Raw genomic sequence first — 24825 nt, forward strand, 5'->3', positions numbered from 1 at the left:
AAGAAATGTCCGATGACACTGACCTCCGCATTTCCTTTCAGGGCCATCACCCTGCCCACCCTGGCGCTGCTGCTGGCAGCCTGCGGGGGTGGAGGCGGTGACGGCTCCGTCGTGGAGCTCCGGGGTACCCTGTCGATCCCCCCCTATCATACGGTCGACACCTCCCTGAACGATCCCAGGGCCCCATTCCTCAGTAATCGGGATTTTGCGGATGCCCAGCGCCTGGGCAACCCTGTCGTGGTGGGGGGCTTCGTCACCGCCGAACCGACCGGTCGCCTGGACGACCGGTTTCGCAGTGAGCCCGACCCCTTTGACACCTATCGGGTCAGACTGACCGCCGGTCAACGGGCGACCCTCTACATTGCCGACTTCCAGGCCGGCCGCAACGAGGTCGACCTGGTGTTGTGGCGGGCAGACGGCTGGAGCGGACAGGCACTCCCCGAGCTTGCGGACGCCTCCATCGGCGCCGTGCCGGTACAACAGGTACGGGCACCGGACAATGGCGAATTCTTCCTTGATGTTCAGGCCGCACTGGGTACCTCAAAATACGTGCTGACCATCGGCTCAAGCATCCAGTCCCTGCAGGAAATGGGATATCCCGAACCCATCCGCCCCCATCGACCGATGGTCGCCAACCAGGTGCTGCTGCAGTTGCATCAGGAATCCACGGACATCGGCACCAACCGGCACGACATCTCGTCATCCACCCTGTTCGCTCGGCAACTTGTGGACACCCCCGGCCTCAGCATCCTGGGCGGGGATGCCGAGCGTGGATTTCTGCTATCCCTTGACAGCGGACGCACCGCCGGCGATGTCCTCAACCCCCTGTCCCTGGGCAATGACCGCCGCACTCCCGGAGCCGACCATGAACGGCACCTGCGCAATCCCGCCATGGATCTGGCCGTGGGGCTTACCCGGCATCCGGCTGTCAGACAGGCCACGCCCAACTATGTCTACCAGCTACAAAACCTGCCTGACGACCGTCTCTATCCCCTGCAATGGCACTATCCGATGGTTTCCCTGCCATCGGCCTGGGGCATCACCACCGGATCACCCAATGTGGTGGTTGCCGTCCTGGACAGCGGAGTGTTCCTGAGTCACCCGGATCTGTCCGACCAGCTCACCACCAACGGCATGCAGGGGGATGGCTGGAACTTCGTCGCCTGGCCCAGCGGCACCACAGGACCGAACCCCATGGATCCGGGTGACGGCCCCCTCCCCGGCAGCAGTTCCTGGCATGGCACGCTGGTGGCCGGCATTGTCGGCGCGGCGACCAACAACAGCATTGGTATCGCAGGCGCCGGGCGGGATATTGCCGTCATGCCGGTTCGCGTCTGCGGACAGGGTGGCGCATGCACCCTCTACGATGTCGTGCAGGGAGTCCGGTATGCCGCCGGACTGCCCAACGACTCCGGCACACTGCCTTCAAGACCCGCGGATGTCATCAACCTGAGTCTGGGTGGACCCGCGGCGTCCGACATGACGGCCGCGCTCTACCGGCAGATCTGTGATGCCGGCATTCTGGTGGTTGCAGCGGCCGGCAACACCAGTTCCAGCGAACCGGTCTATCCCGCCAGCTATCCCTGCGTGATCTCCGTCGCCGCCCTGGACGCCCGTGCCCGACGCGCGCCCTACTCCAGCTTCGGACCTCACATCGATCTGGCGGCGCCCGGGGGGGACATGCGCGTGGATACGACGGCGGATGGTTATCCGGACGGCATCCTCAGCACCCATGTGAACGACATTGCCGGCATCCCGCAGGCCAGCTATGAATTCCGTCAGGGGACATCCATGGCCGCTCCCCACGTCTCGGGAATCCTCGGGCTGATGCGCAGCCTCAACCCCACGATCACAGCCGATGTATTTCAGCAGTGGCTGGCACAAGGCCTGCTTACCGACCGGGTCGGCGAGATGGGCAATGCCATCCGCACGAATCAGCATGGATACGGCCTCATCAACGCCCTGAAGGCGGTACAGCAGGCCGGTCAGGACCCCACACCGTTGATCCTGGTTTCTCCCGGCCAACTCCAGTTCGGCGCCTTCACCGGCCCCAGGGAAGTCGATGTCAGCGCCATCGGCGGGCAGGTACGCATCACCGGCGCCGACGGCAATCGAAGCTGGATCCAGGTCACCCCCACCCAGGTGGATGACCATGGCCTGGGTACTTACCGGGTCAGCGTGGATACGGCCGATCTCATGCCCGGTGCCTATTCGGGAGAAGTCATATTCCGGAGTGAGGATGCACCCTCCGCCGCCATCGGTATAGGCCTCCTGATCGAGGCACCTGACCAGGCTCAGCCGGAAGATGCGGGCCCCCATTACATCCTGCTGCTCGATCCTGACACCTTTGAAACCCGGGCACAGGCTGAAGTCCGGGCCGCGGATGGGCAGTATCGTTTTTCGCTACGGGCGGAACCGGGGCAGTATTACGTGCTGGCGGGCTCGGATCTGGACAATGACGGTCGGATTTGCACGACCGGCGAAGCCTGCGGCGCCTACGTCAACCTGGATCAACTGACCCTGATCGAGCTGAAACCAGGGGAAATACAACACATCGGGTTTGTCACCGGCTTCCGTTCCGGTGTTGAGAATCAGGGACTTGAGGCAGTCACGCAGAAGCTGCCTCAACGTTCCCGGCGGTGAAGTACGCCTTACTTAATCGATCAGGTCCATCCGCAGCTTGCCCCGCGCCTCCCATTCCTGGAGGCGCCGGACGGCTTGCTCCACCGTCATCCCCTCGCGAGCTGCCAGGATCTGCGCCAGGGCCGTACGCACCCCTTCCCCCAGGGTCCGGGCATTGCCGCAGACATAGATCACCGCGTCACGGTCCAGCACCCAGTCCATCAACTCGTCGGCGACGCCATGCAGCCGGTCCTGCACATACCCGCCCCCCTCCGGATCCCGGGAAAACACCGCATCCAGCCGGTTCAGATACCCGGCCCGATGCCAGACCTCCAGCCGCTCGCCATGGAAGAAATCCCCGGCACGCTTGCGATTGCCGAAGATCAACCAGGTTGGCCGGTGGGATTTCCGGCAGGCCTGCTCGGCAATGAAGCCGATGAAGGGGGCAATCCCGCAACCGGCGGCCAGCATGATCATCGGTCTCTCCGGGTCCTCGGGGGGATTGAAGTCCGGATGGACGCGCAATTGCCCCTCCAGCATGTCGCCCTCCTTGAGTTGCCGGCACAGCAGGCCCGAAGCCTTGCCCAGCCGCGGCGTCCCGTCCGCTTCCCGATGGCTTGCCAGGGATACGGTCAGCAGGAGCGAGCGCGGGTCATCGTCCGGCGTGCTGCCGATGGAATAGGGGCGCGCCGGCTCACCGGCACCGGGCCGCACCAGCAGCAGATCCCCGGGCCGGAATGCCAGCGGCGTATCGCTTTCAAATCGAAGGGCCCAGACCTCATGGGTATCCGGATCCGCGGAATCATTGAGCTGATGCCGCTCCCGCAGGGTCAGCCGGACGGGTTGATCCCCTCGGGGCGCGGCCACATCCCCAAGACCGATACCCAGCAGGGCGGCCACCCGGTCCAGCCAGCAGCGCCAGTCCGCCGCCGGATCCCCATCCACCTTTACCATGGGCAGGACTTCCTCACCCCCGGCTGCCAGCAGGGCAGTACGCAGCTGCTCGCCGCCACGGCAGAAGTGGGTATAGCCTCGATCCCCCAGAGCCAGGATGGAGAACCGGCAACCAGCCAGATCCGCCCCCTCCAGGGCCTTGAGAAACGAACGCGCCTGTTCCGGCACCTGCCCTTCCCCCGCCGTGGACGCAATCAGGAATACCTGGCGAAATCCCTTGAGTTCCGCCGGGGACAATCCCGCCACCGAGGCGTGCATCACCCGGGCACCCCCGGCCTGCAGGGCCTGGCGGGTCAGGTCGGCCAGCCTGGCCGCCGTCCCGGTCTGACTGGCATGGGCCACCAGGATATCCGCGTCCTCATCGCCGGTGCGCCGGCGGCCCTGGCGGATACGACGGGCCCAGGACCAAAGCCCTGTCCCCATCAATCCCATCAGGATCACGGACGCCAGCAGATTGATCAGGCCGGACCAGGCACCGGCCCAGGTGCCTTCATGGAGCGCCTTCACCAGTCCCGGGAAGCGGTCCTGCCGGATCACGCCATGCCGGCTCATCACGTGAACCGCCTCGCCGGCCGGATCCACACCCCAGACTGCGGCGGCCGCGTTCTTGACCCGGGTCACCTTCCGAACCCCGGAAAGATCGCCAGTGACCATGGCCTGCTCGATGGCCGATGCCATCCCCATGGGCCGATCATCCGGGTGCAGCGGGGGTAGCCGCGGCGTGCCAATGTGCAGGGACATGAGAATACCGGTCACGGCGATCATCAGCACCAGCGGCAGGGCTATCCAACCACCCAGGGTATGCCAACCCATGAGGGTCCGGCGCAACCGGGGCCAGGCCAGAAAGGGACCGACAATGATCACCAGCACCATCAGATAGGTGGCGATCTCCACCACGATGGCGGCGTTCAGCAACAGATCCTTGTGCAGGTGTTTAACGGTATTGAAGAACCCTCCTTTTTCACCGCGCCGCTCCAGTAATCCGCCGGTTTCCATGTCAAAGGTCATGAATTGGGAACGGCCCTGCTCGCGGAACTCCAGCAGCACTACACCGCCCTCTTCCACCACCACGGACCGAGCCCGCTGCCCGGGATCGATCTGGTTGAGCAAACGCACCAGAGCGGCGGCATCCGCCGGCGCCCCGGCGGCCGGTCCCGACCGGAGATCATCCAGGATGGGATCGAAGGACAGGATCGCTCCGGTGATGATGATGAGGGCGAACAGGGGCAGCAGGATCAGGGTGAGCCAGCGATGGAACCAGCTCAGCGTCCGCTTGAGATGAGGGGCCATGGGTTGGGTTGCACTCCAAAAGGTTGATGGTGAAGAGCTTCAACACCATACACGCACAGCAAGACAATGCGTTGACCCAGGCAAACAACCATCCGCACGCCCCTACGGCAACGCCCGAAAATGCTGGATACGAGGCAAGCGGCCGCCGATCAGAAAAGTATCCAGGACATAAAAGCCGTCATCGGGTGCGATTTCAATCCGTACCGATTCGTCAAAATGACCATCCCGCCCGCCTGGTGCACCCAGCCTCACACCCAGGGAACCATCCCCATTGAAGACCTGAACATGATGGCCCTCGGTAACGAGGATCCGCCCCCTGGAATCCACCACCAGCCCCTTGGGAATCGACAGCCCGCCCAGATACCCCCCTTCGCGCCGGATGAGCCGCAGGAAACCGCCATCGGCATCAAACACCTGGATCAGACCATTGTTCTTGTCCGGCATGAAGATGCGCCCGTCGGCCACGGCAAAGGCATCTTCGGGATACTGGGGGAAACCCTTGATCTCGCTGGAATACCTTTCCCGCTCCCGTCCCGCCTGATGCAGAAAATGCCCCTGGGCATCAAAACGCAGGACACCCGATTTCATGGGGTCGGTGATCAGCAGGGTGCCATCCGGCGCCACCCGGATCTTGCGCGGACTGCGCAACACCCCCGGCTCTTCACGCTGCTCATAGGTGCCGATGGTGCCCCAGCCCCGCAGGAAACCACCCTGCGGATCGAAGACCTTGACCACCGGCCCGGGTTCACCGGTATCCAGCACATAAAATGTCCCGTCCGGCCCCACGGCCAGAGACTCCGGCACATTCAGGGCTTCCGGTGCGGTCCCCCACTGCCCGAAATGCGTGGCCAGCTCACCGTCCTGGTTCAGACGCAGAATCCTGACCACACCGATGGTGCCGTCTTCCGTCTTTTCTTCCCAGCGCGCCAGCACCCAGAGGCTACCATCGGGACCCACCGCAATATCCCTGGCCCCTTCCTGCTCCCAGGTAGCCAGGTGCAGTCGCTCCGACAGCATGGGTTCGGGCGCCTTGTCTGAAGGCACCAGGACTTGCAATCGAAGCCGGGACTTGTGGCCAGCGTCCCGCATGTCGTCCAGGACATACAGGCGCCCGGCCTCATCCACCTGCAGATCGCGCAGGAACATGAACTCGCCGGTATCGCTCCCCCGTCGGCCAATGACACCAAGCAGGTCCCCCTGCGGAGAGAACCTGAGAATCCGGCCATGGGCGGTATCCGCGAGGAAAACGACACCGTTGCCATCCACGGCAATGGGGCCACCCCGCCAGGCCATCTCGTCAGGCGGAGAAGCCAGAATGTTCAGTAGTTTGCCCTCGGCGGACAGACGCTTCACACGATGGGTATCCCCCACATGGATGATACCGTCGGCGGAGATGCGCAGATCACGGATGCGGCCGTACTGGTGCTCCTCACGGCCATTGGGGCCACTGAAAAAGGCCAGGAAACGGCCGTCCGGCGAGAACTTCTTGACACCCTTGAGACCCGCAAAGTCCGACGCGGCCTCCACCACGTGAATATTGCCCTGACGGTCCAGATCCAGATCAAAGGCACCCCCCACCTGATTGATCTCGCCCGTCAGGGTGATCGGCTCGGCTGGCCGCTCAGTACCGGGAAACAGTCTCAGCAAGGGTGATTCACTGCCCGTGGCCATGCGGGAGATGATCAGTTCCCCTTCGGGGGTAAACACCCCGTTGTGAACATAACCCAGCGGTCGGCCTTCATGGATCAACGACACCGGACCCGTTTCCGGTTGCAGGGTCTGCGTATCCAGTCTGGCCATCGCCGCCCGACCATCATTGACCTGCTTGAACAGCACATGCCAGCGCCCCTGGTGATCCCGCAGCAACCGGGATGCCTCGATCGGTGCCTCCTGGTTCGGCAGATTGAGGTCGACGGTGCGGACCACGGCATACCAGGCCCCCGAGGTCGTGGGGCTCGCCGGTTGCGGCGGGATATCCTCACCCCTGATGCCATCGGCCGCCACCAGTGGCGGAGTCATGAGTTCCAGCAGTGCCGCCAGGGCCGCAAGATGTTCGGCCGACAGTTTCCCATCATCAATCCAGCCTTCGAGCCGGCGCCTGTCCGCCGCCAGCAGATCCAGCCCCTGCCCACGCAATTCCATCGCCAGCGCGCGATAGCGATCCGGCAACAGGCCATAGGCGGCCATTGCACGTACCGTGAGACGATCCTGCTGTTCCAGTGCCAGCAACTCGTTCGGCCATGACGCCGACTCCGCCCCGGACAGGCCCGGAAGACACAGCAGCAACATCAGCATGAACCCGCGCACTACACTCATGGCATGGACTCCCGTCGCAAAAAAAGACCGCCCGTGACCGGGCGGCAAAGGTGATTGACATCCCGTCAAGCATTCTCCTGGTGTGATCATTTCTGGATCTGCGGCCCATGCCCGACAGCCGGAGTGGCAGTCCCTGAACCGCCATGCTGGAGGGCCCGGGACATGACCAGCAGACGCGAAGGGTCCCGCAGCATCGCCATGCTCACCACCACATCGGGCTGAATGCCCGTGGCCGTACAGCTCCTGTTTCCGGGCAGCAGGATCATCCTGTTGGTCAAGCGCAGCACCGAACCATCCGACAGGCTGACATCCGTCTGACTGCTGCACTTGCCGAAGGTCGGTCGCCCCACGACCTTGGCCCGTCCATGGTGCTGCAGCGCCCCTGCAAACACTTCTGCCGCACTGGCCGTATCCGGCCCCACCCAGAGCACCACGGGGATCTCCACCTTTGTTCCGGGGGGCGCATGAAAAACGGTGGAATGACCGTCAGCCCCTTGCACACTGCCCAGCACGGCACCCTCGGGCAGGAACAGGGCGGCCATGTCCAGCGCCTCGAACAGATCCCCACCCCCTGAATCCCGCAGATCCAGGATCAGGGGCATGTCTCCGTCAGTGCCTGAACCGGATGATGCGAGCACGAAATCCAGTGTTGCCAGCAACGCCGGCCGCGTCAGGCCGCCGATGAAATCCCGTACCTTGAGAATCCTCTGCCCGGACGGGCCCACCAGCTCCACGTCCAGGGGACGAAACCGCTGCCGGGTAATCATCTGTTTCACGGGCCCGGTGTTCAGCCCCCCGGGTAACAGGGTCAAGGTCACGGGGCTTCCCTCCGGCCCCTGCAGCACGCGCAGGAGTTCCCGGGGAGAAAGCCCGGCCACGGGAGCATCATCCACCTGCAGCAGCTGCATGCCTTCCGTAATGCCGGCCAGGGCGGCACTGCCGCCCTGGTAAGGCAACAGCATGACCTTGCCGTCCTGAAACACCAGATCGGCACCGATCCCCACCCAGGCATCCCGGCTCAACATGGGCGAACGCCAGGTGCCCGCAGGAAAGTAGCGGGCATAGGGATCCAGGACCCGCAGATCCTGCTCCAGATTTTCGACTGACAACCCCTGCAGGATCGATTCGGCGGGCGGACTCAGTGCGCGCTCCCGGATGATCTGACGAATCTCATCCAGGGGAATCAGCGCGTCACCGTTCTCACTGCCCCGGGCAACCCCCGCAGTGATGGTCAGACAGGCCAGCAACAGCACCAGACTTCGTTTCAACGGGCCAGCTCCAGGGAAAGCTGCATGAGCAATTCATATTCCTTCTGTAATGCCAGGCGCTGCTGCTCCAGCTGACGCCGTTTCAGGTCTGCGTCAGTGTCGCCAAGCCCCTCCCCCTCCAGGGCATCCAGGGCGGATTGCTGCTGCCCCATCTGCTGTTTGAGGCCGGCCAGACGGGCCTGCAGTTCCTGTACCCGCCGATCCCCCTGTCCATGCTGGGTGGACAAGGTCCGCACCTCCCGGTCCAGGGCTGACACATCCGCATCGAGCCGGCTCAGACGGGCACGCTCGGCGGCCACCTGCCGATTCTGCTCGGCCTTGCGCAGCTCCAGATCATCCCGTTCACCCTCCAGCATGCGCTGGGTCTGGCGAAGTTCCTCCAGACGCGCCTCCCGTTCCTGAACCCGGGCCTCATAGGCGCCGCTGCCCAGTCCCTGCATCCCCCCCAGCAATCCCCCTTCCCGAGGGTCCGTGGAAGTGGCGCAGGCGGTGAGCAACGCCAGGGGAAAGGTGGCCACCATCAGTCTGTTCACCTTCATACCGACAGCCTCTGGTCGATACGGGCCAGCTGGGCGCTGCCTTCCCGTAACTGCTCCAGGTTGGCCTGGAGGGCCGCCACTTCCTGCTCAAGTCGGGCGATGTAGGGGTCATCCTTGGGTCGATCCTTGCCTTCCTGGGCCAGGATGGCGTTCTGGACCTTGAGTTCATCTTCCAGGGTCTTTTCCAGTTTTTGAGCGGTCTCGATACGGCCCCTGAGGTCATCCCGACGGGCCTGCAAGGTCCTGCGGTCCGCGTTGCCGGCCTCATAGCGGGTACGCAGGGTCTGGGATTCCCGTTCCAGCTGGGCAATCTCGGTGCCCAGACGCTGGTTGTAGGCCACGGTCGTGGTATTGAACTCAGCCACCCGGGCAATCTCGCCGTCCAGGAAGTCTTCCGTACTGGCATAGGCCTGCTTGCGCTTTGCGATCTCATTGCCCACGGCAAAACCGACCCCGGCGCCCAGCAAGGCCCCAACGGCGGCGCCGCGCTCACGGTCGATGGCGTAGCCCAGAAGGCCGCCGATCAGGGCTCCGCCGGCGGCACCTTCCCCCCGCGTGCGCTGCTGATCATCCATGGTGGCGCACCCCCCCAGCAGTGCCACGGCACAGAGCAGTGACAGACCCTTGCATGTGCTATTCATGGTCTTTCCCCTTAGATTGTCTCGGTCAAGTAGATCATCAGCCATCAGTGAAGCCCCGGAAGCGCTCCCGGTAATCTTCCATCCAGCGTTCGGTATCGGCCCTGCGTTGTTCATTGAACGCCTCCGCATGGCTCCTGAGCAGTTCCAGCACCACCTGCTCCCGTCTGGGGGTTTCACGGGCAGCCAGGGCCGTGAATGCCTGTTCGATGTAGGCGGGCTCATAATCCCCCAGGGCGGACACCTTGTCCCGGTAGCCCTGCATCTGTTCCCTGGCGGCCCCTTCAAGGTCCTTGATGGAAATCTCCACCGCGGTGACCTGCTCCTGATATCGGGTTGAGAGCTCCGCCAGCCGACGGGCGGTTTCCAGGCTGCCTTGCAGCCGGTCGAGACGGGACAGATAGACACTCAGATTGACGCCGTTGCGGGCGGCGTCCTGGGCCAGACTGCGGGCGCTCTCCCGCTGGGCCAGTTCCAGGCGTTCCCGGGCCCTGTCCATATGCGCCTGGACCGCCGTGAGCGGCTCTCGCAGGGCCGCGTTATCCTCCATCAGGCGGGCCAGGATGGGTTCCACCGTCCCCAGCTGCACCGAGGCCTGGGCCACCAGATTGTCCAGGGTGCGTCCCACGGGCATGGTGCGGCGCAGATCCGCCCGGTACTGCTCGTATTCCTGCTCGATGCGGCTGCGCTGCGCGGTATTGACCACCACGTTGGCACCGATGGCCAGGCGCACGCCGGTATTGAAGGAGCGCCGTTCTTCCATGCGCCCCTGGTCCGCGTTCCAGGCGTAGGCATCCAACTCAGCCCTCAGGGCACTTCGCAGTTCCGCGGGTGGCGTGGAAACGCTGCCGCCACGGACGGCTACCCCGCCCGGCTTGCCCTGCCAGACTTCGGGCCTGAACAGGCCGGCGGTCATCTCCTGGGCATTGCCCAGCAGGTCATGGAATCCCAGGGCATCGGCCTTGCGCAGCCCCACAGACCGGAGCTGATGGCGGGCATTGCCCAGATGCCAGGCATATTCATTGATCTCCCGCTCCGGAAAGGGCAGCCGGTCATTGAATGTCCCCGCCTGCAGGGCAGGCAGACCACCCCGGGCCGCGTACTCCCATTCATCCTCGGTGGGCAGCCGCAGAAAGCCCGGGACACCGTCCACCCGGGGCAGTGACCGGATCCGTTCCGGATGATCCGGATCAAACAGCCAGCGGTTATAACGGCGAACGAAGGTCTGGATATCCTGATGACTCACAAAGGTCAGCGGCAGGGTCAGGGCGTCCCGGAGTGCCCGCCCCTGGAGCGTTGGCAGCTTCTGATCCTCCGGGTCGCCGCTGACCGCCAGCAGGGAATCCATGCCCATCACCGCCACATACTGGGCCCGGGTCAGTTCATACTTGGCCAGGATGATGTCCCAGCCCTCGCCGTCCCCACTGGGAAACGAACCACTGATCTGGGTGCGCTGCAGTCCCTCGAAGATCCCCCCGGCCGCGTCACCGATCTGGATGATCCGGTCCCGGTCCCCCCAGAACCCGCTGCCCGGCACCCGGATGGCACGAAACACCATTTCGGCATTGTCCGGCATGGGCAGAACGATATCCCCCGGCGCGGGCCGGGGGTTGAAGAAGGTGGGCGTCAATGTGTCATCCGCGCCCGCCCAGGAACCCAGCAAGACCAGAATCAGCAGCAGACAGATTCCGTGCCGCGGAATCTGTCTCGACAGTCTCCATTCATTGTTCACGGATGGCCTCCGCCGGATCGATATGAGTGGCCCGCCAGGCGGCCACCAGTGAAGCCAGAATCGCCAGCGAAAGCGTGGCGGCCACGGCCACCAGGACATGGCTGTTCGGCAAGGTGCAGAAACGCTCTCCCGGCGCCAGTTCACCGGCAAAGGTGTGGTTGATGGTCATGGCCAGGGCTCCGTAGCCGGCAAAGGCGGCCAGCAGTCCCAGGGCGGCAATCATCGCCCCTTCCACCACCGGGAAAAAAAACACATGTCGACGCGCCAATCCCAGCAGACGCAGCACGCCCAGATCCCGCCGCAGACGCTCCACGGCGGCATAGAGGCTGGCGATCAGCACGGCGGTCCCCCCACTGATGCCCAGGATGGCTATCAATTGAAAAAGCCGGCCCAGCCCCGCATCCAGAACCTGGATGCGCTCGATGGCCTCCACCTCGGCCAGGTATTCGATGCCCTGGGCTTCCAGGCGTCGGGCCAGGGCGGGGACATCATCGATGCCCGCGGCATAAAGACGAAATCCACGGTAGCCGCCCCGGGCCATCTCGAAGCGAAGGGTATCGGGGTCATGGAGTACCGCACGCTGAGTGGCCGTGCGCAGCACCCCCAGCAGTTCCACCGGCACCACGGGACGATCCAGAGCGGTCTGCCCCCGCACCACCAGCTCCAGCGACAGGGGGGCCACCCCAGTGCTGCCGACGGCCAGCCGGGGCTTCGGTGACACCGCATCACCGGGCAACAGAACCGAAACCAGGCGTTCACCCGGGGAGGCACTTGCCGTGAAACCGCCCCAGGGCAAGGGATCGATGCCCAGGCGAGCCGTCTGCGCCGGCGTCAGGGAAAGTCCCACCGGCGACCAGGGAAGTCCCGATCCGGCATGGGTCTGCAAGGCGTCCACATAGGGCAACAGCCAGCGTTCCTGCCCCCTGAGCTTCTGTTCGATGACCCGCAGGTTCGATACCGTGATCGCGGTGCCCGGCGTCAGCAGTTCATAGGCGTGAAACCCGGACGGCGGGACAAACCCCAGCAGCGCCCTCACCCGCTCGGGCGATGCCTCCTGCATCCTGGCAAAGCCGGTATTGATCACCAGCCCGGTGCGGGCAATGGGATCCAGGGGCGTCTCCAGCAACAGGATGGCACCGTCAAAACTCAGGTAGGGCTCCGGCGTCTCACCCGGCCAGCCACGCCGGGGGGCGCCATAGCCCTCCTTGTAGGCCTCCACATCCAGCACCAGCGGCAGGGGGGCATATACCCGCGGCAGATGCCCGGCCCGGGGTGCCAGCACCGACACGATCAGCAGTTCCGCCTCGGCCTGCTCCGTGCGCCCCGCGCGGGAGCGGGTCACCCGAACCGTCAGGCGTTCTCCGGCGGACACCCCCAGACGGCGCGCGGCTTCATGGCTGAGCACCAGCTGATCCTCACCGGGGATCCGGGCATTGTTTTCCAGCAGCAGAGGGTCACCGGCCGCCGTGGGCACCAGGTCAAAGAGTTCCGCGCGACCCGACAACGGATGCACCACCTGCAGCACCGATGACAGGGGCAGGATGGTCGGCGTGACGAAGGCCAGTCCCGGCCACCGCGCCACGTCCTCGAACCAGTCCGGGGTATATTGACGGGTCTGGGCGGGCCGGATCTCCCTGAACACCGGATCTTCCACCAGGCGATCGCGCAGAGTCTCGATGGTGCCGTGCTTGAGCCCCATCAACACCAGCAAGGGGGCGATCACCGCCGCCAGGGCCACCACCAGACACAGGGTGAGAATCCAGTCATGACGCAGGTGGGAGGCCGCCAGGGCCGGGATGACTCGAAACGGGCTCAGGCTGGACATGGAAACCTACTGCACGACATGGAGCGGACGACAGACGGAGCGAGTCCTTTGCGCAGTGATCTGTTGCACATCGAAGGTATAGAAGCGATCGGCGTGGTCCATCACCAGTTCCACGTCATGGGTCACCATCACCACCGCCACGTCTTCATCCCGGGCCAGGGCGTGAAAGTCCTGCATGATGTCCCTGGCACGGGCCTTGTCCACTGCCGCCGTGGGCTCATCGGCCAGCACCAGGCGAGGGGCATGGGCCAGGGCCCGTGCGATGGCCACCCGCTGCCGCTGCCCCACCGACAGGGCATGGGGCATGCGATCCAGACAGGCCGCCACGCCGAGACGCCCCGCCAGGGCGGCGATGCGCCGCACCTGCCCGGCGTCGGAACCGCCCCGGATCCGTCCCGGCAGCCGTATGTTGTCTCGCACGCTGACAAAGGGCAGCAGCCCTCCGGTCTGCAGCACATAGCCCAGATAGTCTCGCCGCAGTCCCGCCAGTTCACCCTCCCGGGCGCGGGTCCAGAGCCCACCCACGTCGATGGGCGCGGCATCCTGACTGGGCCTGAAATGAAACCGGTCCGTCTCCGTGGGTTCCATCACCATGGCCAGCAGATCGAGCAGGGTACTCTTGCCGCAACCGCTGGCACCCACCACCGCCACCAGTTCACCGGCGCTCACCGAAAAGGCCGGGATCTCCAGTTCAAAACGGCTGCCTCCCTGTTCCCTGCACTTGACGACCCCATCCAGACAGAGCATGGCCGTGGACATGCCGGTGTGCCCTCCCCGCCCGCTCAGGGCAGGTAATCAAGATGCAGCGGGTAGACCATGTCCCTGTCCTCATCGGCATCGTTGAGACGGAACCAGGCATCCACCTGCTCGTTGATGGCCCGGTACTGCTCCAGCTTGGCGAGGATGCTCCACTCCAGCTGGGACCGCTGCTCGGTGGTCATGCTGGCAAACATCTCGTCGGTCAGGGAAAGGATATCGCTGCGATAGGGCAGACTCTGGATGAAGGCGGGCAGCAGGCCCGTCTCCGCCAGGCGCGCGCCCTGACCGATCTCGTCAGGTCGCTTCATCGTCTGCCCGGCCACGCCCTGCAATGCCTCGAAAAACTGGGCCTGGGTCACTTCGGCGCGCATCAGGGCCTGCACCACCATGTCCAGGGACTGGGCCAGGGTGCTGAGCTGTTCCCGGTTCACCAGTACGCGCACATCCAGGGCGCGGTCGGCCGGATTCACCAGATCCCGGTCCAGGGACCACGCCACCACATCCTTGGGTGGATTGGCATCCCGGCCGATATACTCCACCATGGCTGCCTTCCACAGGCTGGCCACGGATTCCAGAACCGGCTCGGCCCCGCCGGCCGGTGCCCCGTTTGCCGCACCCTCGGCCACGACCTCCCCGGCGCCGATGGTGGTGGTCAACAGCTTGTTGATATCCCTGGTCACCCGGTCGGCAAGGGCCTGATAGTCGGCTTCCTTGAAGGCATCCACGGCCTCCAGGGCCGAATGGGACTCATCACCGCGAATACGGGAAAGGCGGGCAAACTGGGCCTGGGCGACGGGATGATCCTCCACCGCGCGGGGATCCTGCAGGTGGATGGCCAGCAGATGGACCTGGGCATCATCCAGTTCCCGGCGCAGGTCCACCTCATCCTTGCCGGTCACGTTCTGGGGGTGTCCCTTGGGGTGGGAACTGGCGTCCCCCACCAGGATCATGAAACGCAAGGCCCCCTCGCGCCACTGGCTGCGCAAGGCGGTATCCACCCCGGCAAAGACTTCCTCCGCGTAATCCAGGCTACCCACCTGGGTGGCGCGGGCGGAATTGCCCAGCAGATCGACCAGGCTGTTGCTGTCTACCAGGGTCGGGGTGTGGTTGCGGGTGACGTATTCCAGAGCGGGGATCACATCGGTGGAATCCCGGAACGTCACCAGACCAAAACGGAACCGGTCCGTGGTCTCGGCGGTGAACTGGCGGGTCATGCGGACCACCGCCTCCCGGGTCATGTCGATGAAGGGCTGCATGCTGCGGGTGGTGTCGATGACGAACACGATATCCACGTTCAGGTCCCTGGCACTCGCCCCGGCCTGGGTTCTGCCCATCAGGGACTGGGTGCGATACGCCTCGTCGTCCAGCGTGTCGGCGCCACGCTGGCGCGGCACGGCGGCGGCAAGCTGGAGCAGGCGGGCATCGTCGCCGTGAATCCGGGTTTCCTGCCAGTCGATGATGGGCAGCATGTAGAACTGGCGCGTGATGTCCACGAAACGGGCCGGTTCCATGCTGATGACGGTCTCCGGCACCTCACCCTTGCCGATACCCTGATAAATCGCCTTGGCCCGACCCGACATGTCCATGTCATCCACCACCGACTCCAGTGCCTGACGATCCCTGAACATCAGGACCGGGTTGCGTCCTTCAATGGCGTCACCCGGATGGGTATAGGAAACCAGCAGCGCCTGACGCCACTCCAGCAAGTCCCTGGCCTGCATCCAGCCGTCAGGTTTGGCGCGGGTGGCGCCTACCCGGTACCAGCCCCGGGGGTCCGCCCCCTGGGTGAAGTCCAGGTCGCGACGCTCGAACACATACAGGGGGCGAAAGGCGGGCACATTGGCCAGGACAATCATCCCCTCTTCAGCCCTGGGTTCCCGGTAGACATGGGAGAAGGGACGGGGAAGCCCCCGGACTGGCAGATCGGTGGCAATCTCCACGCAGGGGACTTCCCCGGAACAGCGGATCTCGTCCTCCCTGAGATCCGCGGCGACAGGGGATTCATGCCCGTGGGCGCCTTCAAGGTCCCACAGGGCCGATGCGGGAGATGAATGACCCACGGTCCCTTCCAGCGCGGAAAGGTCGGCCAGTGCAGGGGCGCCGCACATCAGCACTATCCCAAGACTGAGCGTGAACATACTGACGTGACGTTTGGCAACAGGCGAAACATTCATCGGTGACTTCCCGCGGGAGGGCCTTGAGTGATGGGCAATCATGACCCGGACACCCACTCCCATATAAGTCGTCAGCCTGTCAACCCTGGATTGGCCCCTTGTAAACCATGGTGTAGACTCTCAAAAATATCAGCGACTTGGGCCTTCAATGACGCTTGCTCCCCAACACATTGCAAGGATCGGCATTGCCGCCTTGTTTATCGCATGGTTGACACTGTTTCCCATGTCGGGGGTATTCCTCAAACAGGACCACCTGATGATGTGGTTTCTTGCCCCCCATATCCTTGCCCTGTTTGCACTGGCCCATTTCGGCCCGGGCATGCCGGCGCAGCGTCTCCAGCGATTGATTTACGCCGGATTGATCGGCACCGTGGCACTCAGCCTGCTGTCACTGGAGTTCAGAGGAGGTCTGGCCACCCTCCTCATGGTGCTGCTGGGAATTGTCTCCGCCCCGGTTTCCCTGCGCATGGGGCAGTGTCTCAAGGCCTCGGAACGCCCCGTCGTCTTTGCCGCCATGGCCCTGGCTTCCGGCAACCTGCTTGCCTTGGTCGTGGGACTGGCCCCTCTGTCCCCCCATCTCAAGCTCACCCTCATCAGCGTGATGCTGTTATTCCTGCTGACACCACTGGGACCCGCGCGGCAGCGCAGAGAGGCAATCAACCCCCATCCGCATCAGTTACTGATTTATCTGCCCTTCATCTTTGTCTTTCAGATCGTCTCAGGACTGATGTATGGGGGGCTGATTCCCGCCTATGATGCCCATGCCATCATCCCGGGACTTGAAGTCGTCTTCTATGGCGCCGGTGCCATCGGCTGCCTCTGGCTGGTGAAATACACTCAACCCACCGCCATGCTGGTGGGAGTGGCCTCGGCGCTGGCGGCGTTTGCCCTCTGGTCGCTGCTGCCCAGTGGACCCGGCATCCATGGAGCCATGTTCTTCATGATGGCCGCGGCAGGCATCGTTGATCTGCTGCTGCTTTCCCTGGTTCTGAATCAGGCCGATCTGGTGCGCGCCTTCGGCCATGGGGTCGGGGTGCTTTGCGCGGGTATTCTGGCGGGGCAGTTGCTCGGCATGGCCCTGGGAGGGGCGGCAGAAACCATGGCCTTCGTCGCCCTGATCCTGCTGAACATGGCCGTCCTGGTATTGTTCATTCCCCGCAAAAGGACGGAAGCCAGTGATGCCCCAACCCGAGCACACCCGGAGCATGAACTGCCGGAGGCATTGATTCAGTTGCTTTCGGACCAGGAACAGCAGGTCCTGAAACAGGTACTCGCTGAAAAAACCTATCGCGAGGTGGCCGACTCCCTGTCCATCTCGGAATCCTCGGTGAAGACCTACATGCATCGCATTTTTCAAAAGACGGGGGTCTACCGGCGACACCAGTTGCTGGACATGATCAGGGACACGAACTCAGCCCTGTACAGCCAGTCCGCGACTGTGGACAAGGACTCCCGGGTAGCCTGATTCTCTCCGGGCGGGACGAATCCGAGCACTGCGCTCTCCTCTGGCCAATCCGCCCCGTCTGGCGCCCCGGTGGAGCCGGCACATGGCCGCCACCAGGACCACATCTTGCCTATCCCTGAAAGGCATCCTCCACCCAGTGGAGGATGCCTTCAGCCCGGGACATCGTCCGTGCGCCCGGAACGGCCGGTATAGGGATCAGACTTCCCGTTCGGGCGCCAGATGCCAGTGCTCCGGCGAACGCCACAGCCCCGACAGCAGCAGTTCCCGCATGAAGAAGAATTCCTTGGGCAACTTGTCATAGAGCTTGGAGAACAGTTCCTCGTGGGCCATCAACTCCTCCTTCCAGGCCTCCCGATCCACCTCCATCACCTTGTCAAAATCCCTCATGGAGAAATCCAGGCCCTTGAAGTCGATATCGTTGTAATGGGGCATCCAGCCGATGGGGCTCTCCACCGCCGAAGTCCTGCCTCTGACGCGATCGATGACCCACTTGAGTACCCGCATGTTCTCGCCGAAACCGGGCCAGGCAAAGTTGCCGTGTTCATCCTTACGGAACCAGTTGACCCCGAAGATGCGCGGTGGTGACGGCAGATCGCGACCGAACTGCAGCCAGTGATTGAAATAATCCCCCATGTGATACCCGGCAAAGGGCAGCATGGCGAAGGGATCCCGGCGCACCTGCCCCAGCTTGCCGAAGGCCGCGGCGGTCATCTCCGAGCCCATGGTGGCCGCCAGGTAGACCCCGGAACTCCAGTTGAAGGACTGGTACACCAGGGGAATGGTGGTGCTTCTGCGACCACCGAAGATAAAGGCGCTGATCGGCACCCCTCTGGGGTTTTCCCACTCGGGATCAATGCTCGGGCATTGACCGGCCGGCACCGTGAAACGGGCATTGGGGTGGGCCACCGGCTTGCCGGAGGACGGGTCGTACACCGCGCCTGTCCAGGTGATGGTGCCCTTGGGCGGCTCGTCGCTCATGCCCTCCCACCAGACATCTCCGTCCGGCGTCACGCCCACGTTGGTGAAGATGGCATTGGCCTTGACCGTTTCCATGGCATTGGGATTGGTCTTGTAATTGGTGCCCGGCGCCACCCCGAAATAGCCCGCCTCGGGGTTGATGGCATAAAGCTGTCCGGAGGAGTCGGGCTTGATCCATGCGATGTCGTCACCCACCGTGGTGATCTTCCAGCCGTCCAGAGACTCTGGCGGGATCATCATGGCGAAATTGGTCTTGCCGCAGGCGCTGGGGAAGGCGGCCGCCAGATAGGTCTTTTCCCCTTCGGGAGATTCCGCCCCCAGGATCAGCATGTGCTCCGCCAGCCATCCCTCCTGCCGGGCCATGGATGAAGCGATGCGCAGGGCAAAGCACTTCTTGCCCAGCAGGGCATTGCCGCCATAGCCGCTGCCGTAGGACATGATGGAGCGCTCTTCGGGGAAGTGTACGATGTACTTGGTGTCGGGATTGCAGGGCCATTTGGCATCCTGCTGGCCCGGAGCCAGGGGGGCCCCCACCGAGTGCAGGCACTTGACGAAATCCCCCTCGCCGAGGATATCGATGACCTTGCGTCCCATGCGGGTCATGATGCGCATGTTGACCACCACATAGGGGGAATCGCTCAGCTCCACGCCGATCTGGGAGATGGGAGAGCCCAGCGGCCCCATGCTGAAGGGAATGACATACATGGTGCGCCCCCGCATGCAACCATCGAACAGGCCGCTGAGAGTCTGCTTCATGGCGCGGGGGTCTTCCCAGTTATTGGTGGGGCCGGCGTCTTCCTTGCGCAGGCTGCAGATGAAGGTACGATCCTCCACCCGGGCCACGTCACTGGGGTCGGAAAAACAGGCAAAGCTGTTGGGACGTTTTTCCGGGTTGAGGCGAATGAAGGTCCCCTGCTCAACCAACTGACTGGTAAAGAAGTCGTATTCTTCCTGAGAGCCGTTGCACCAGTAGACTGCGTCCGGTTTGCACAGATCCACCATTTCCTGAACCCAGCGGACCAGAGCTTCGTTCCTGACCTCACTGGAATAATCGGCACCGGGGACTGACTGGGTTCGCACTTGTTCGCTCATGTTTCCTCTCAGGTTTGAATTGAAAATGCCCGTGTGACGAGACTAGCGCAGGCGGCGCCGCATTGCATCCTCAAAACAGACCACGGGATTCAGGTTTTGTCCCCCATGCCCGGAGTCATCCCCTGCGCAGTTTGCCCATCCCGAAATGCACAATCTCCTCGGGTAAGGCCTGCAGGGGCAGGCTACGCTCCACCGCCTGCATCCTCACGGCTTCACGGGGCATGCCATAGACCACGCAACTGGCCTCATCCTGGGCCAGAGTCAACGCACCGGCCTCACGCATCTCCCTGAGACCCCGCGCACCGTCATCCCCCATTCCAGTCATGATGATCCCCAGGGCATTGCCCCCCGCACAACGGGCCACTGAACGGAACAGCACATCGACCGAAGGGCGATGGCGGTTGACCGCCGGTCCCTGTTCCACCGTGACCCGGTACTGCGCGCCACTCCGGTGCAGCAACAGGTGAAACCCACCCGGCGCAATCAGGGCCAGTCCTGGCAGCACCCGGTCACCATCCCGTGCTTCTCTGACCTCGATGCTGCAGAGTCCGTCCAGCCGGTCGGAAAATGCCGCCGTGAATTTCTCCGGCATGTGCTGCACGATCACCAGTCCGGGACAGGTGCGTGGCAGCCGGGTGAGCAGAACTTCCAGCGCCTGGGTTCCACCCGTCGAAGTCCCCACGGCAACGATCTTGTCGGTGGTCTGATGCAGGACCGTCTTGCCTGGCGCGGCCACCACCGCATCCGCGGAAAGCTTCGGAGGCACCGGCTCCTGCCGGGTGATCATCCTGGGACGCGCATGGGCGGCCGCCCGTACGGAGCGAATCAGGTCATCCTGCGCCTCCTGCAGAAACTGCTTCACACCCAGGGTGGGCTTGGCAACGACCTCAACAGCCCCGGCAGACATGGCCTGCAGGGTGGTACTGGCCCCCTTTTCGGTGAGAGTGGAACAGATCACCACCGGCGTGGGCCGCTCCGCCATCAGTTTTTTCAAGAATGTAATGCCATCCATGCGAGGCATTTCCACATCCAGCACCAGCACATCCGGCCAGTCGCGATTCATCTTTTGAAGGGCAAACAGTGGATCGGCGGCCGTTCCGATCACCTGGATATCCGGCGCCGTGGACAACACCTCGGACAGCACCTGGCGAACCGTGGCCGAATCATCCACCAGCATGACACGGATCTTTTTCATGGGCGTTTTTCCAGGATGGGAACCTGTACAGCCCCCGGCAAGGGGAGGTGCTTGAGCCAGACATCGCCGGTGCGAATGTCAAATACCAATTGCCGGTGCCCCGCCCCTCCTGAATGCTCCGCTTTCAGGCTCAGGCCATACTGGGCAAGCAAGGTCTTACCCTTGACGACATTTTCAGCATATACGCGTGAACCACTCCGGCACTGCCCCGTCCGTTCGTCCAGAAACATGCAGCCACCGCCAAAGAGTTTTGCCTCAAGCTCACGGGGTGGGCAGCCAGCCTGGCGCATGGATTCAATCAGCGCATGGATGGCCTGATCCGCGAACCGGGTTTCCGAGCCCTCCCGATGCACCAGGGATTCGGCGATAACGTAATGGCACATGCCGCCAATTTTGTTCAGGGGATGCCAGACCGTCACTGAAACACAGGAACCCAGGATAGTACGCAGACGGGTATTCGCATCCCCGATCCTCACATCGCCAGGGCCCAGAAAAACATCCTGAACCACATCATCCTGCTTCATCACGTCACGATCTCTTTCCGATACACCGCGGGTGCCTGCAGAGCCAGATCATGCTGAATGCCATTCAGGCTTTCAGAGTGACTGACAAAAAACCAGCCGCCGGGATTAAGCCGCTTCAAAACACGGGAAATCACCTTCTGCTTGGTGGCCATCTCAAAATAGATCAGGACATTCCTCAAAAAAATGATGTCGAAATCTCCCACATCCGGCAGATAGTCATTCAGGTTCACCCGCATGAAACCGACCTTGCTCCGTACTGAAGCATCAATCAGCAACTGACCAGAGTAAGAGCCGGTCCCTTTCAGACAATACCGCTTCAGATAGGCCTGGGGGATGCCCTCGATCCGTGACATCTCATAAAGTCCCAGACGCGCCCTGTCCAAGATACTCGCATTGATATCGGAGCCAAGGACCTCCCATCCTGTGGCGCCGAGCACGTCATCACAGACCATGGCAAGACTGTAAGCCTCCTCACCACTGGAAGATGCGGCGCTCCAGATCCGTAACGGATTGGAAGGGCCACGAAGGCGCTTTATCTTGTACTCGGGCAAAACCCGGTCACGAAGCAACTCAAAATGCCTGGGCTCCCTGAAAAAGTAAGTTTCATTGGTCGTTAGAAGATCAATGGCAACCTGAAGTTCAGCAGGCTGACTTTTGACAAGCTTGTAATATTCAGAAAAACTGGCCAAACCATGATGAACAAGGCGCCGGGTGAGACGTCCCTGGACCAAGGCCTTTTTTGCGGGCGTAAGACTGATGCCCGCCAGCTCATGGATCATTTTCTGAAAGTGAGCAAACTCATGCGGCTTAAGCTCGATGTCAGGCATATGGGTTACGGTATCAACTTGTCTTCTCTACCGCCCGGATCATAGGCATGCGGGTTTTCAGCAATAACCGCCTTGTCGCCAACATCCGCCAAAAATTGAATATCTTCCGCGGACAATATCTGATCCAGTTTTAATATAATGACAAAATCCTCCCCGACCCGTCCCATGCCCTGAATGAAGCGCGTACTGATGCGGGCCCCGAAGGCCGGTGCCGGCAGCACATCGGCATCCGAAATCTCCAGCACCTGATTGACCGCATCCACCATAAGCCCCACCACCTGCTGATCTCCTTCCGGATCCACCAACTCAACCAGCACAATGCAACTCCTGCGGTTGATCTGACTCAGGGACTTGCCGAAGCGGCGTGCCAGATCAATCACGGGCACCACCGATCCGCGCAAATTGATGACCCCCCTTATGAAGTCCGGCACCATGGGTACGGAGGTGACTTTCCCATACTCTATGATCTCCTTGATATTCAGGATTCCAATACCAAAGATATCCCCCTTCAGCATGAAGGAAAGATATTGCTTGAACACATCGGCATCAGGCTTCCGATGCTGATCGACCGGCTTGAGCGCCTTCATGGATCACCTCCTTCAAAAGCGCACGAACTCACGCTCATTCACTTCCACACTCACATCCTGTGTGCGCTTGGGCGCGGGTGGGCGCTTTTTTCCGCCAGGGGTTGAAGGGCGGCTGGGGGGCGTTGCCTTCCTGACGGAAACGTCATCATCCTCCAGTTTGAAGAAGCGCATGCTGGATTGCAGCTCTTCGGCCTGACCGCTCATTTCTTCGGCGGTCGCCGAAAGCTCCTCGGAGGCAGCGGCACTTTGCTGGGCCACTTCACTAAGCTGGGTGATTGCGGCGTTGATCTGGGCAACGCCACTGGCCTGTTCTTCCGAAGCAGAGCTGATCTCCTGCACCAGATCGGAGGTTCGGGTAATGGAAGGCACCATTTCTTCCAGCAGACGGCCGGCCCGTTCCGCAACCTCCACCGAGTTGCCTGCCAGCTCGCCAATCTCCCGTGCGGCCACCTGACTGCGCTCCGCCAGTTTCCGGACCTCGGTTGCCACCACGGCGAAGCCCTTGCCGTGATCACCAGCCCGCGCCGCTTCGATGGCCGCATTGAGGGCCAGCAAATTGGTCTGATAGGCAATGTCGTCAATGATCGCGATCTTGTCCGCGATGCTCTTCATCGCCGTCACGGTCCTCCTGACAACTTCGCCGCTTTCTCTGGCTTCTTCCGCGGCCTTGGAAGCCACTCCGTCCGTGACCTTGGCGTTTTCAGTATTCTGGTTAATGGAGGCCGTCATCTGCTCCACGGAAGCGGAAGTCTCTTCGATGCTGCTGGCCTGTTCCGTGGCGCCCTGACTCAAGGACTGGGAAGTACTGCTGACCTGTTCGGAGGCACTGGCCAGATTATCGGCGGCGGAACGCACCTCGAAAATGATCTGGGAAAGTTTCTCCACCATGTTGCCCATGGCGGTCATGACCTGCCCGGTTTCGTCCCGGTATTGCTGACCAATGGTCACGCGCATGTCACCCTCGGCAAGCTGATTGGCCACCGTCACCGCCTGTCTCAGAGGATTTGAAATGGAGCGGGAAATCACCAAGCCCATCACAAGCCCGATGACAACGCTGCCCAAGATCAGGATGATGGTGAACAGAGTGCTGCTTTCATGGACTTCATTACTTAGTTGTGAAAGTGCTTCGGCGTTGCGCTCCTTGAGATGACTCACCTGGCTCAAAACCTGATCAACCTCCTCGTCGACGGGCCTGAGTTCCTGGCTGATAAATTGCGCTGGCGTTGGAGATTGCTGAATGTCTTCGGACTGCATCATGGTCAGCAGTCGTTCAATCAGCCTGGCACGCTCCGCGCTCAAGGCATCATAACGCTGAAACAGCAGTGTGGCCTCATCCGCATCAATCAGATCCCGTGCCTGGCGCACATAATTGGCTTCATCGGCAGCATAAACCCTGATTCTTTGAATGTAATGCTGGCGCTGTTCCTGATTCCCGGCGAGCACCATGTTCCGGATGGCAAGACTCCCATTCAAGAGATGAACATTCGCTTCCTTGATATAGGATATTCCGAGCAACTCGTGCTCAAACATGCGATCCTTGAGCGCGTCAATTCGGCCCATGTTACTCACACCCACCCAGCCCACAATGGCGGTAATCAGCGCCATGATAACGAAGGCCAGGATGAGCCTGATGCCTACACGAAGATTATTGAACCAAGCCATGTCCCCTGCTCCCAATATCATGATTTGTTGAATCCTTCAGTGTCCGGGCGTCACGCACCAAGGCCACATCCATCAATCCGGAAACGTCCAGAACAAGGGCCACCTCACCCGAACCCAGGATGGTGGAACCGGAAATACCGGGCAGACCTGCAAACAATGGCCCAAGGGGTTTGATGACTGCCTGAAGTTGTCCCTTGAGTTCGTCGACCAAAAGACCGGCTTTGTGCCCAGCCCACTGCACGACGACCACGTTCCGGTGTTCTGGTCAAGTCGCAGCGGACACGGATTAAGCAGCAACCGCTAAAAAATGTTGCTGAGGGGTGATGTACCCCAGGGACGAGTGGAGCCGGTCGCTGTTGTACTCCATCTCGATGTACT

The 24825-nt window shown here is 62.4% G+C and carries 18 protein-coding genes; 2 read left to right on the top strand and 16 right to left on the bottom strand.

Features of this window, described 5'->3' with window-relative positions:
* The first annotated feature begins 12 nt into the window (after positions 1-12).
* Entirely contained in the window at positions 13-2643 is a 2631-nt protein-coding gene (locus CKO35_RS07100) for a S8 family serine peptidase (protein WP_200174036.1), read from the top strand.
* 12 nt (positions 2644-2655) lie between these two features.
* Here CKO35_RS07100 and CKO35_RS07105 read toward each other — a convergent pair whose 3' ends face one another.
* The 9 genes from CKO35_RS07105 to CKO35_RS07145 all read right to left on the bottom strand — a co-directional run bounded on the left by CKO35_RS07105 (position 2656) and on the right by CKO35_RS07145 (position 16051).
* Positions 2656-4866, bottom strand: a complete 2211-nt coding sequence (locus tag CKO35_RS07105) for a PepSY domain-containing protein (RefSeq protein ID WP_200174038.1) — start codon at positions 4864-4866, stop codon at positions 2656-2658.
* Positions 4867-4968: 102 nt separating this feature from the next.
* On the bottom strand, positions 4969-7182 hold the full coding sequence (locus CKO35_RS07110) for an NHL repeat-containing protein (RefSeq protein WP_200174040.1): 2214 nt from the start codon (positions 7180-7182) through the stop codon (positions 4969-4971).
* 86 nt (positions 7183-7268) lie between these two features.
* Positions 7269-8450: a S41 family peptidase gene (locus tag CKO35_RS07115; RefSeq protein WP_200174042.1), complete on the bottom strand. Its 1182-nt coding sequence runs from the start codon at positions 8448-8450 to the stop codon at positions 7269-7271.
* On the bottom strand, positions 8447-8989 hold the full coding sequence (locus CKO35_RS07120) for a hypothetical protein (RefSeq protein ID WP_242467069.1): 543 nt from the start codon (positions 8987-8989) through the stop codon (positions 8447-8449). Before CKO35_RS07120 ends, CKO35_RS07115 begins: the two co-directional genes overlap by 4 nt.
* The gene (locus tag CKO35_RS07125) at positions 8986-9630 is read right to left on the bottom strand and encodes a glycine zipper domain-containing protein (RefSeq protein WP_200174044.1); all 645 of its coding nucleotides are present in this window, start codon (positions 9628-9630) and stop codon (positions 8986-8988) included. The genes CKO35_RS07120 and CKO35_RS07125 overlap by 4 nt, the downstream gene beginning before the upstream one ends.
* A 37-nt stretch (positions 9631-9667) precedes the next feature.
* Positions 9668-11359 (bottom strand): formylglycine-generating enzyme family protein, encoded by a 1692-nt coding sequence (locus CKO35_RS07130; protein WP_338031765.1) that lies wholly within the window; start codon positions 11357-11359, stop codon positions 9668-9670.
* Entirely contained in the window at positions 11349-13184 is a 1836-nt protein-coding gene (locus CKO35_RS07135; protein ID WP_200174053.1) for an ABC transporter permease, read from the bottom strand. Before CKO35_RS07135 ends, CKO35_RS07130 begins: the two co-directional genes overlap by 11 nt.
* A gap of 6 nt (positions 13185-13190) precedes the next feature.
* Positions 13191-13943 (bottom strand): ABC transporter ATP-binding protein, encoded by a 753-nt coding sequence (locus CKO35_RS07140; protein ID WP_200174055.1) that lies wholly within the window; start codon positions 13941-13943, stop codon positions 13191-13193.
* Between the two features lie 23 nt (positions 13944-13966).
* Positions 13967-16051 (bottom strand): vWA domain-containing protein, encoded by a 2085-nt coding sequence (locus CKO35_RS07145; protein WP_242467070.1) that lies wholly within the window; start codon positions 16049-16051, stop codon positions 13967-13969.
* Positions 16052-16373: 322 nt separating this feature from the next.
* Here CKO35_RS07145 and CKO35_RS07150 point away from each other — a divergent pair, with 322 nt between their 5' ends.
* Positions 16374-17582 (top strand): helix-turn-helix transcriptional regulator, encoded by a 1209-nt coding sequence (locus tag CKO35_RS07150; RefSeq protein WP_200174056.1) that lies wholly within the window; start codon positions 16374-16376, stop codon positions 17580-17582.
* A gap of 195 nt (positions 17583-17777) precedes the next feature.
* On the opposite strand, the gene CKO35_RS07155 is transcribed toward CKO35_RS07150, so the two are convergent.
* The 7 genes from CKO35_RS07155 to CKO35_RS07185 all read right to left on the bottom strand — a co-directional run bounded on the left by CKO35_RS07155 (position 17778) and on the right by CKO35_RS07185 (position 24697).
* Positions 17778-19652, bottom strand: coding sequence for a phosphoenolpyruvate carboxykinase (GTP) (locus CKO35_RS07155; protein ID WP_200174058.1), 1875 nt, complete (start codon positions 19650-19652; stop codon positions 17778-17780).
* A 115-nt stretch (positions 19653-19767) separates the two neighbouring features.
* On the bottom strand, positions 19768-20847 hold the full coding sequence (locus CKO35_RS07160; RefSeq protein ID WP_200174060.1) for a protein-glutamate methylesterase/protein-glutamine glutaminase: 1080 nt from the start codon (positions 20845-20847) through the stop codon (positions 19768-19770).
* Positions 20844-21371 (bottom strand): chemotaxis protein CheD, encoded by a 528-nt coding sequence (locus tag CKO35_RS07165; RefSeq protein WP_242467077.1) that lies wholly within the window; start codon positions 21369-21371, stop codon positions 20844-20846. The genes CKO35_RS07160 and CKO35_RS07165 overlap by 4 nt, the downstream gene beginning before the upstream one ends.
* Entirely contained in the window at positions 21371-22198 is an 828-nt protein-coding gene (locus CKO35_RS07170; RefSeq protein WP_200174064.1) for a CheR family methyltransferase, read from the bottom strand. Before CKO35_RS07170 ends, CKO35_RS07165 begins: the two co-directional genes overlap by 1 nt.
* 5 nt (positions 22199-22203) lie before the next feature.
* The gene (locus tag CKO35_RS07175; RefSeq protein ID WP_200174066.1) at positions 22204-22785 is read right to left on the bottom strand and encodes a chemotaxis protein CheW; all 582 of its coding nucleotides are present in this window, start codon (positions 22783-22785) and stop codon (positions 22204-22206) included.
* A 12-nt stretch (positions 22786-22797) separates the two neighbouring features.
* Positions 22798-24447: a methyl-accepting chemotaxis protein gene (locus tag CKO35_RS07180; protein ID WP_200174067.1), complete on the bottom strand. Its 1650-nt coding sequence runs from the start codon at positions 24445-24447 to the stop codon at positions 22798-22800.
* On the bottom strand, positions 24431-24697 hold the full coding sequence (locus tag CKO35_RS07185; protein ID WP_338031766.1) for a chemotaxis protein CheW: 267 nt from the start codon (positions 24695-24697) through the stop codon (positions 24431-24433). Before CKO35_RS07185 ends, CKO35_RS07180 begins: the two co-directional genes overlap by 17 nt.
* Positions 24698-24825: the final 128 nt, after the last annotated feature.

The organism is Ectothiorhodospira shaposhnikovii, from assembly GCF_016584105.1.
In the GTDB taxonomy this organism is placed as follows: domain Bacteria; phylum Pseudomonadota; class Gammaproteobacteria; order Ectothiorhodospirales; family Ectothiorhodospiraceae; genus Ectothiorhodospira; species Ectothiorhodospira shaposhnikovii.

Coding starts and splice junctions, on each gene's coding strand:
- CKO35_RS07135 (WP_200174053.1), bottom strand. CDS start 13,184: ATGTCCAGCCTGAGCCCGTTTCGAGTCATCCCGGCCCTGGCGGCCTCC.
- CKO35_RS07180 (WP_200174067.1), bottom strand. CDS start 24,447: ATGGCTTGGTTCAATAATCTTCGTGTAGGCATCAGGCTCATCCTGGCC.
- CKO35_RS07105 (WP_200174038.1), bottom strand. CDS start 4,866: ATGGCCCCTCATCTCAAGCGGACGCTGAGCTGGTTCCATCGCTGGCTC.
- CKO35_RS07110 (WP_200174040.1), bottom strand. CDS start 7,182: ATGAGTGTAGTGCGCGGGTTCATGCTGATGTTGCTGCTGTGTCTTCCG.
- CKO35_RS07170 (WP_200174064.1), bottom strand. CDS start 22,198: ATGCCTGACATCGAGCTTAAGCCGCATGAGTTTGCTCACTTTCAGAAA.
- CKO35_RS07155 (WP_200174058.1), bottom strand. CDS start 19,652: ATGAGCGAACAAGTGCGAACCCAGTCAGTCCCCGGTGCCGATTATTCC.
- CKO35_RS07100 (WP_200174036.1), top strand. CDS start 13: ATGACACTGACCTCCGCATTTCCTTTCAGGGCCATCACCCTGCCCACC.
- CKO35_RS07160 (WP_200174060.1), bottom strand. CDS start 20,847: ATGAAAAAGATCCGTGTCATGCTGGTGGATGATTCGGCCACGGTTCGC.
- CKO35_RS07145 (WP_242467070.1), bottom strand. CDS start 16,051: ATGTGCGGCGCCCCTGCACTGGCCGACCTTTCCGCGCTGGAAGGGACC.
- CKO35_RS07120 (WP_242467069.1), bottom strand. CDS start 8,989: ATGAAGGTGAACAGACTGATGGTGGCCACCTTTCCCCTGGCGTTGCTC.
- CKO35_RS07165 (WP_242467077.1), bottom strand. CDS start 21,371: ATGAAGCAGGATGATGTGGTTCAGGATGTTTTTCTGGGCCCTGGCGAT.
- CKO35_RS07175 (WP_200174066.1), bottom strand. CDS start 22,785: ATGAAGGCGCTCAAGCCGGTCGATCAGCATCGGAAGCCTGATGCCGAT.
- CKO35_RS07140 (WP_200174055.1), bottom strand. CDS start 13,943: ATGTCCACGGCCATGCTCTGTCTGGATGGGGTCGTCAAGTGCAGGGAA.
- CKO35_RS07125 (WP_200174044.1), bottom strand. CDS start 9,630: ATGAATAGCACATGCAAGGGTCTGTCACTGCTCTGTGCCGTGGCACTG.
- CKO35_RS07150 (WP_200174056.1), top strand. CDS start 16,374: ATGATGTGGTTTCTTGCCCCCCATATCCTTGCCCTGTTTGCACTGGCC.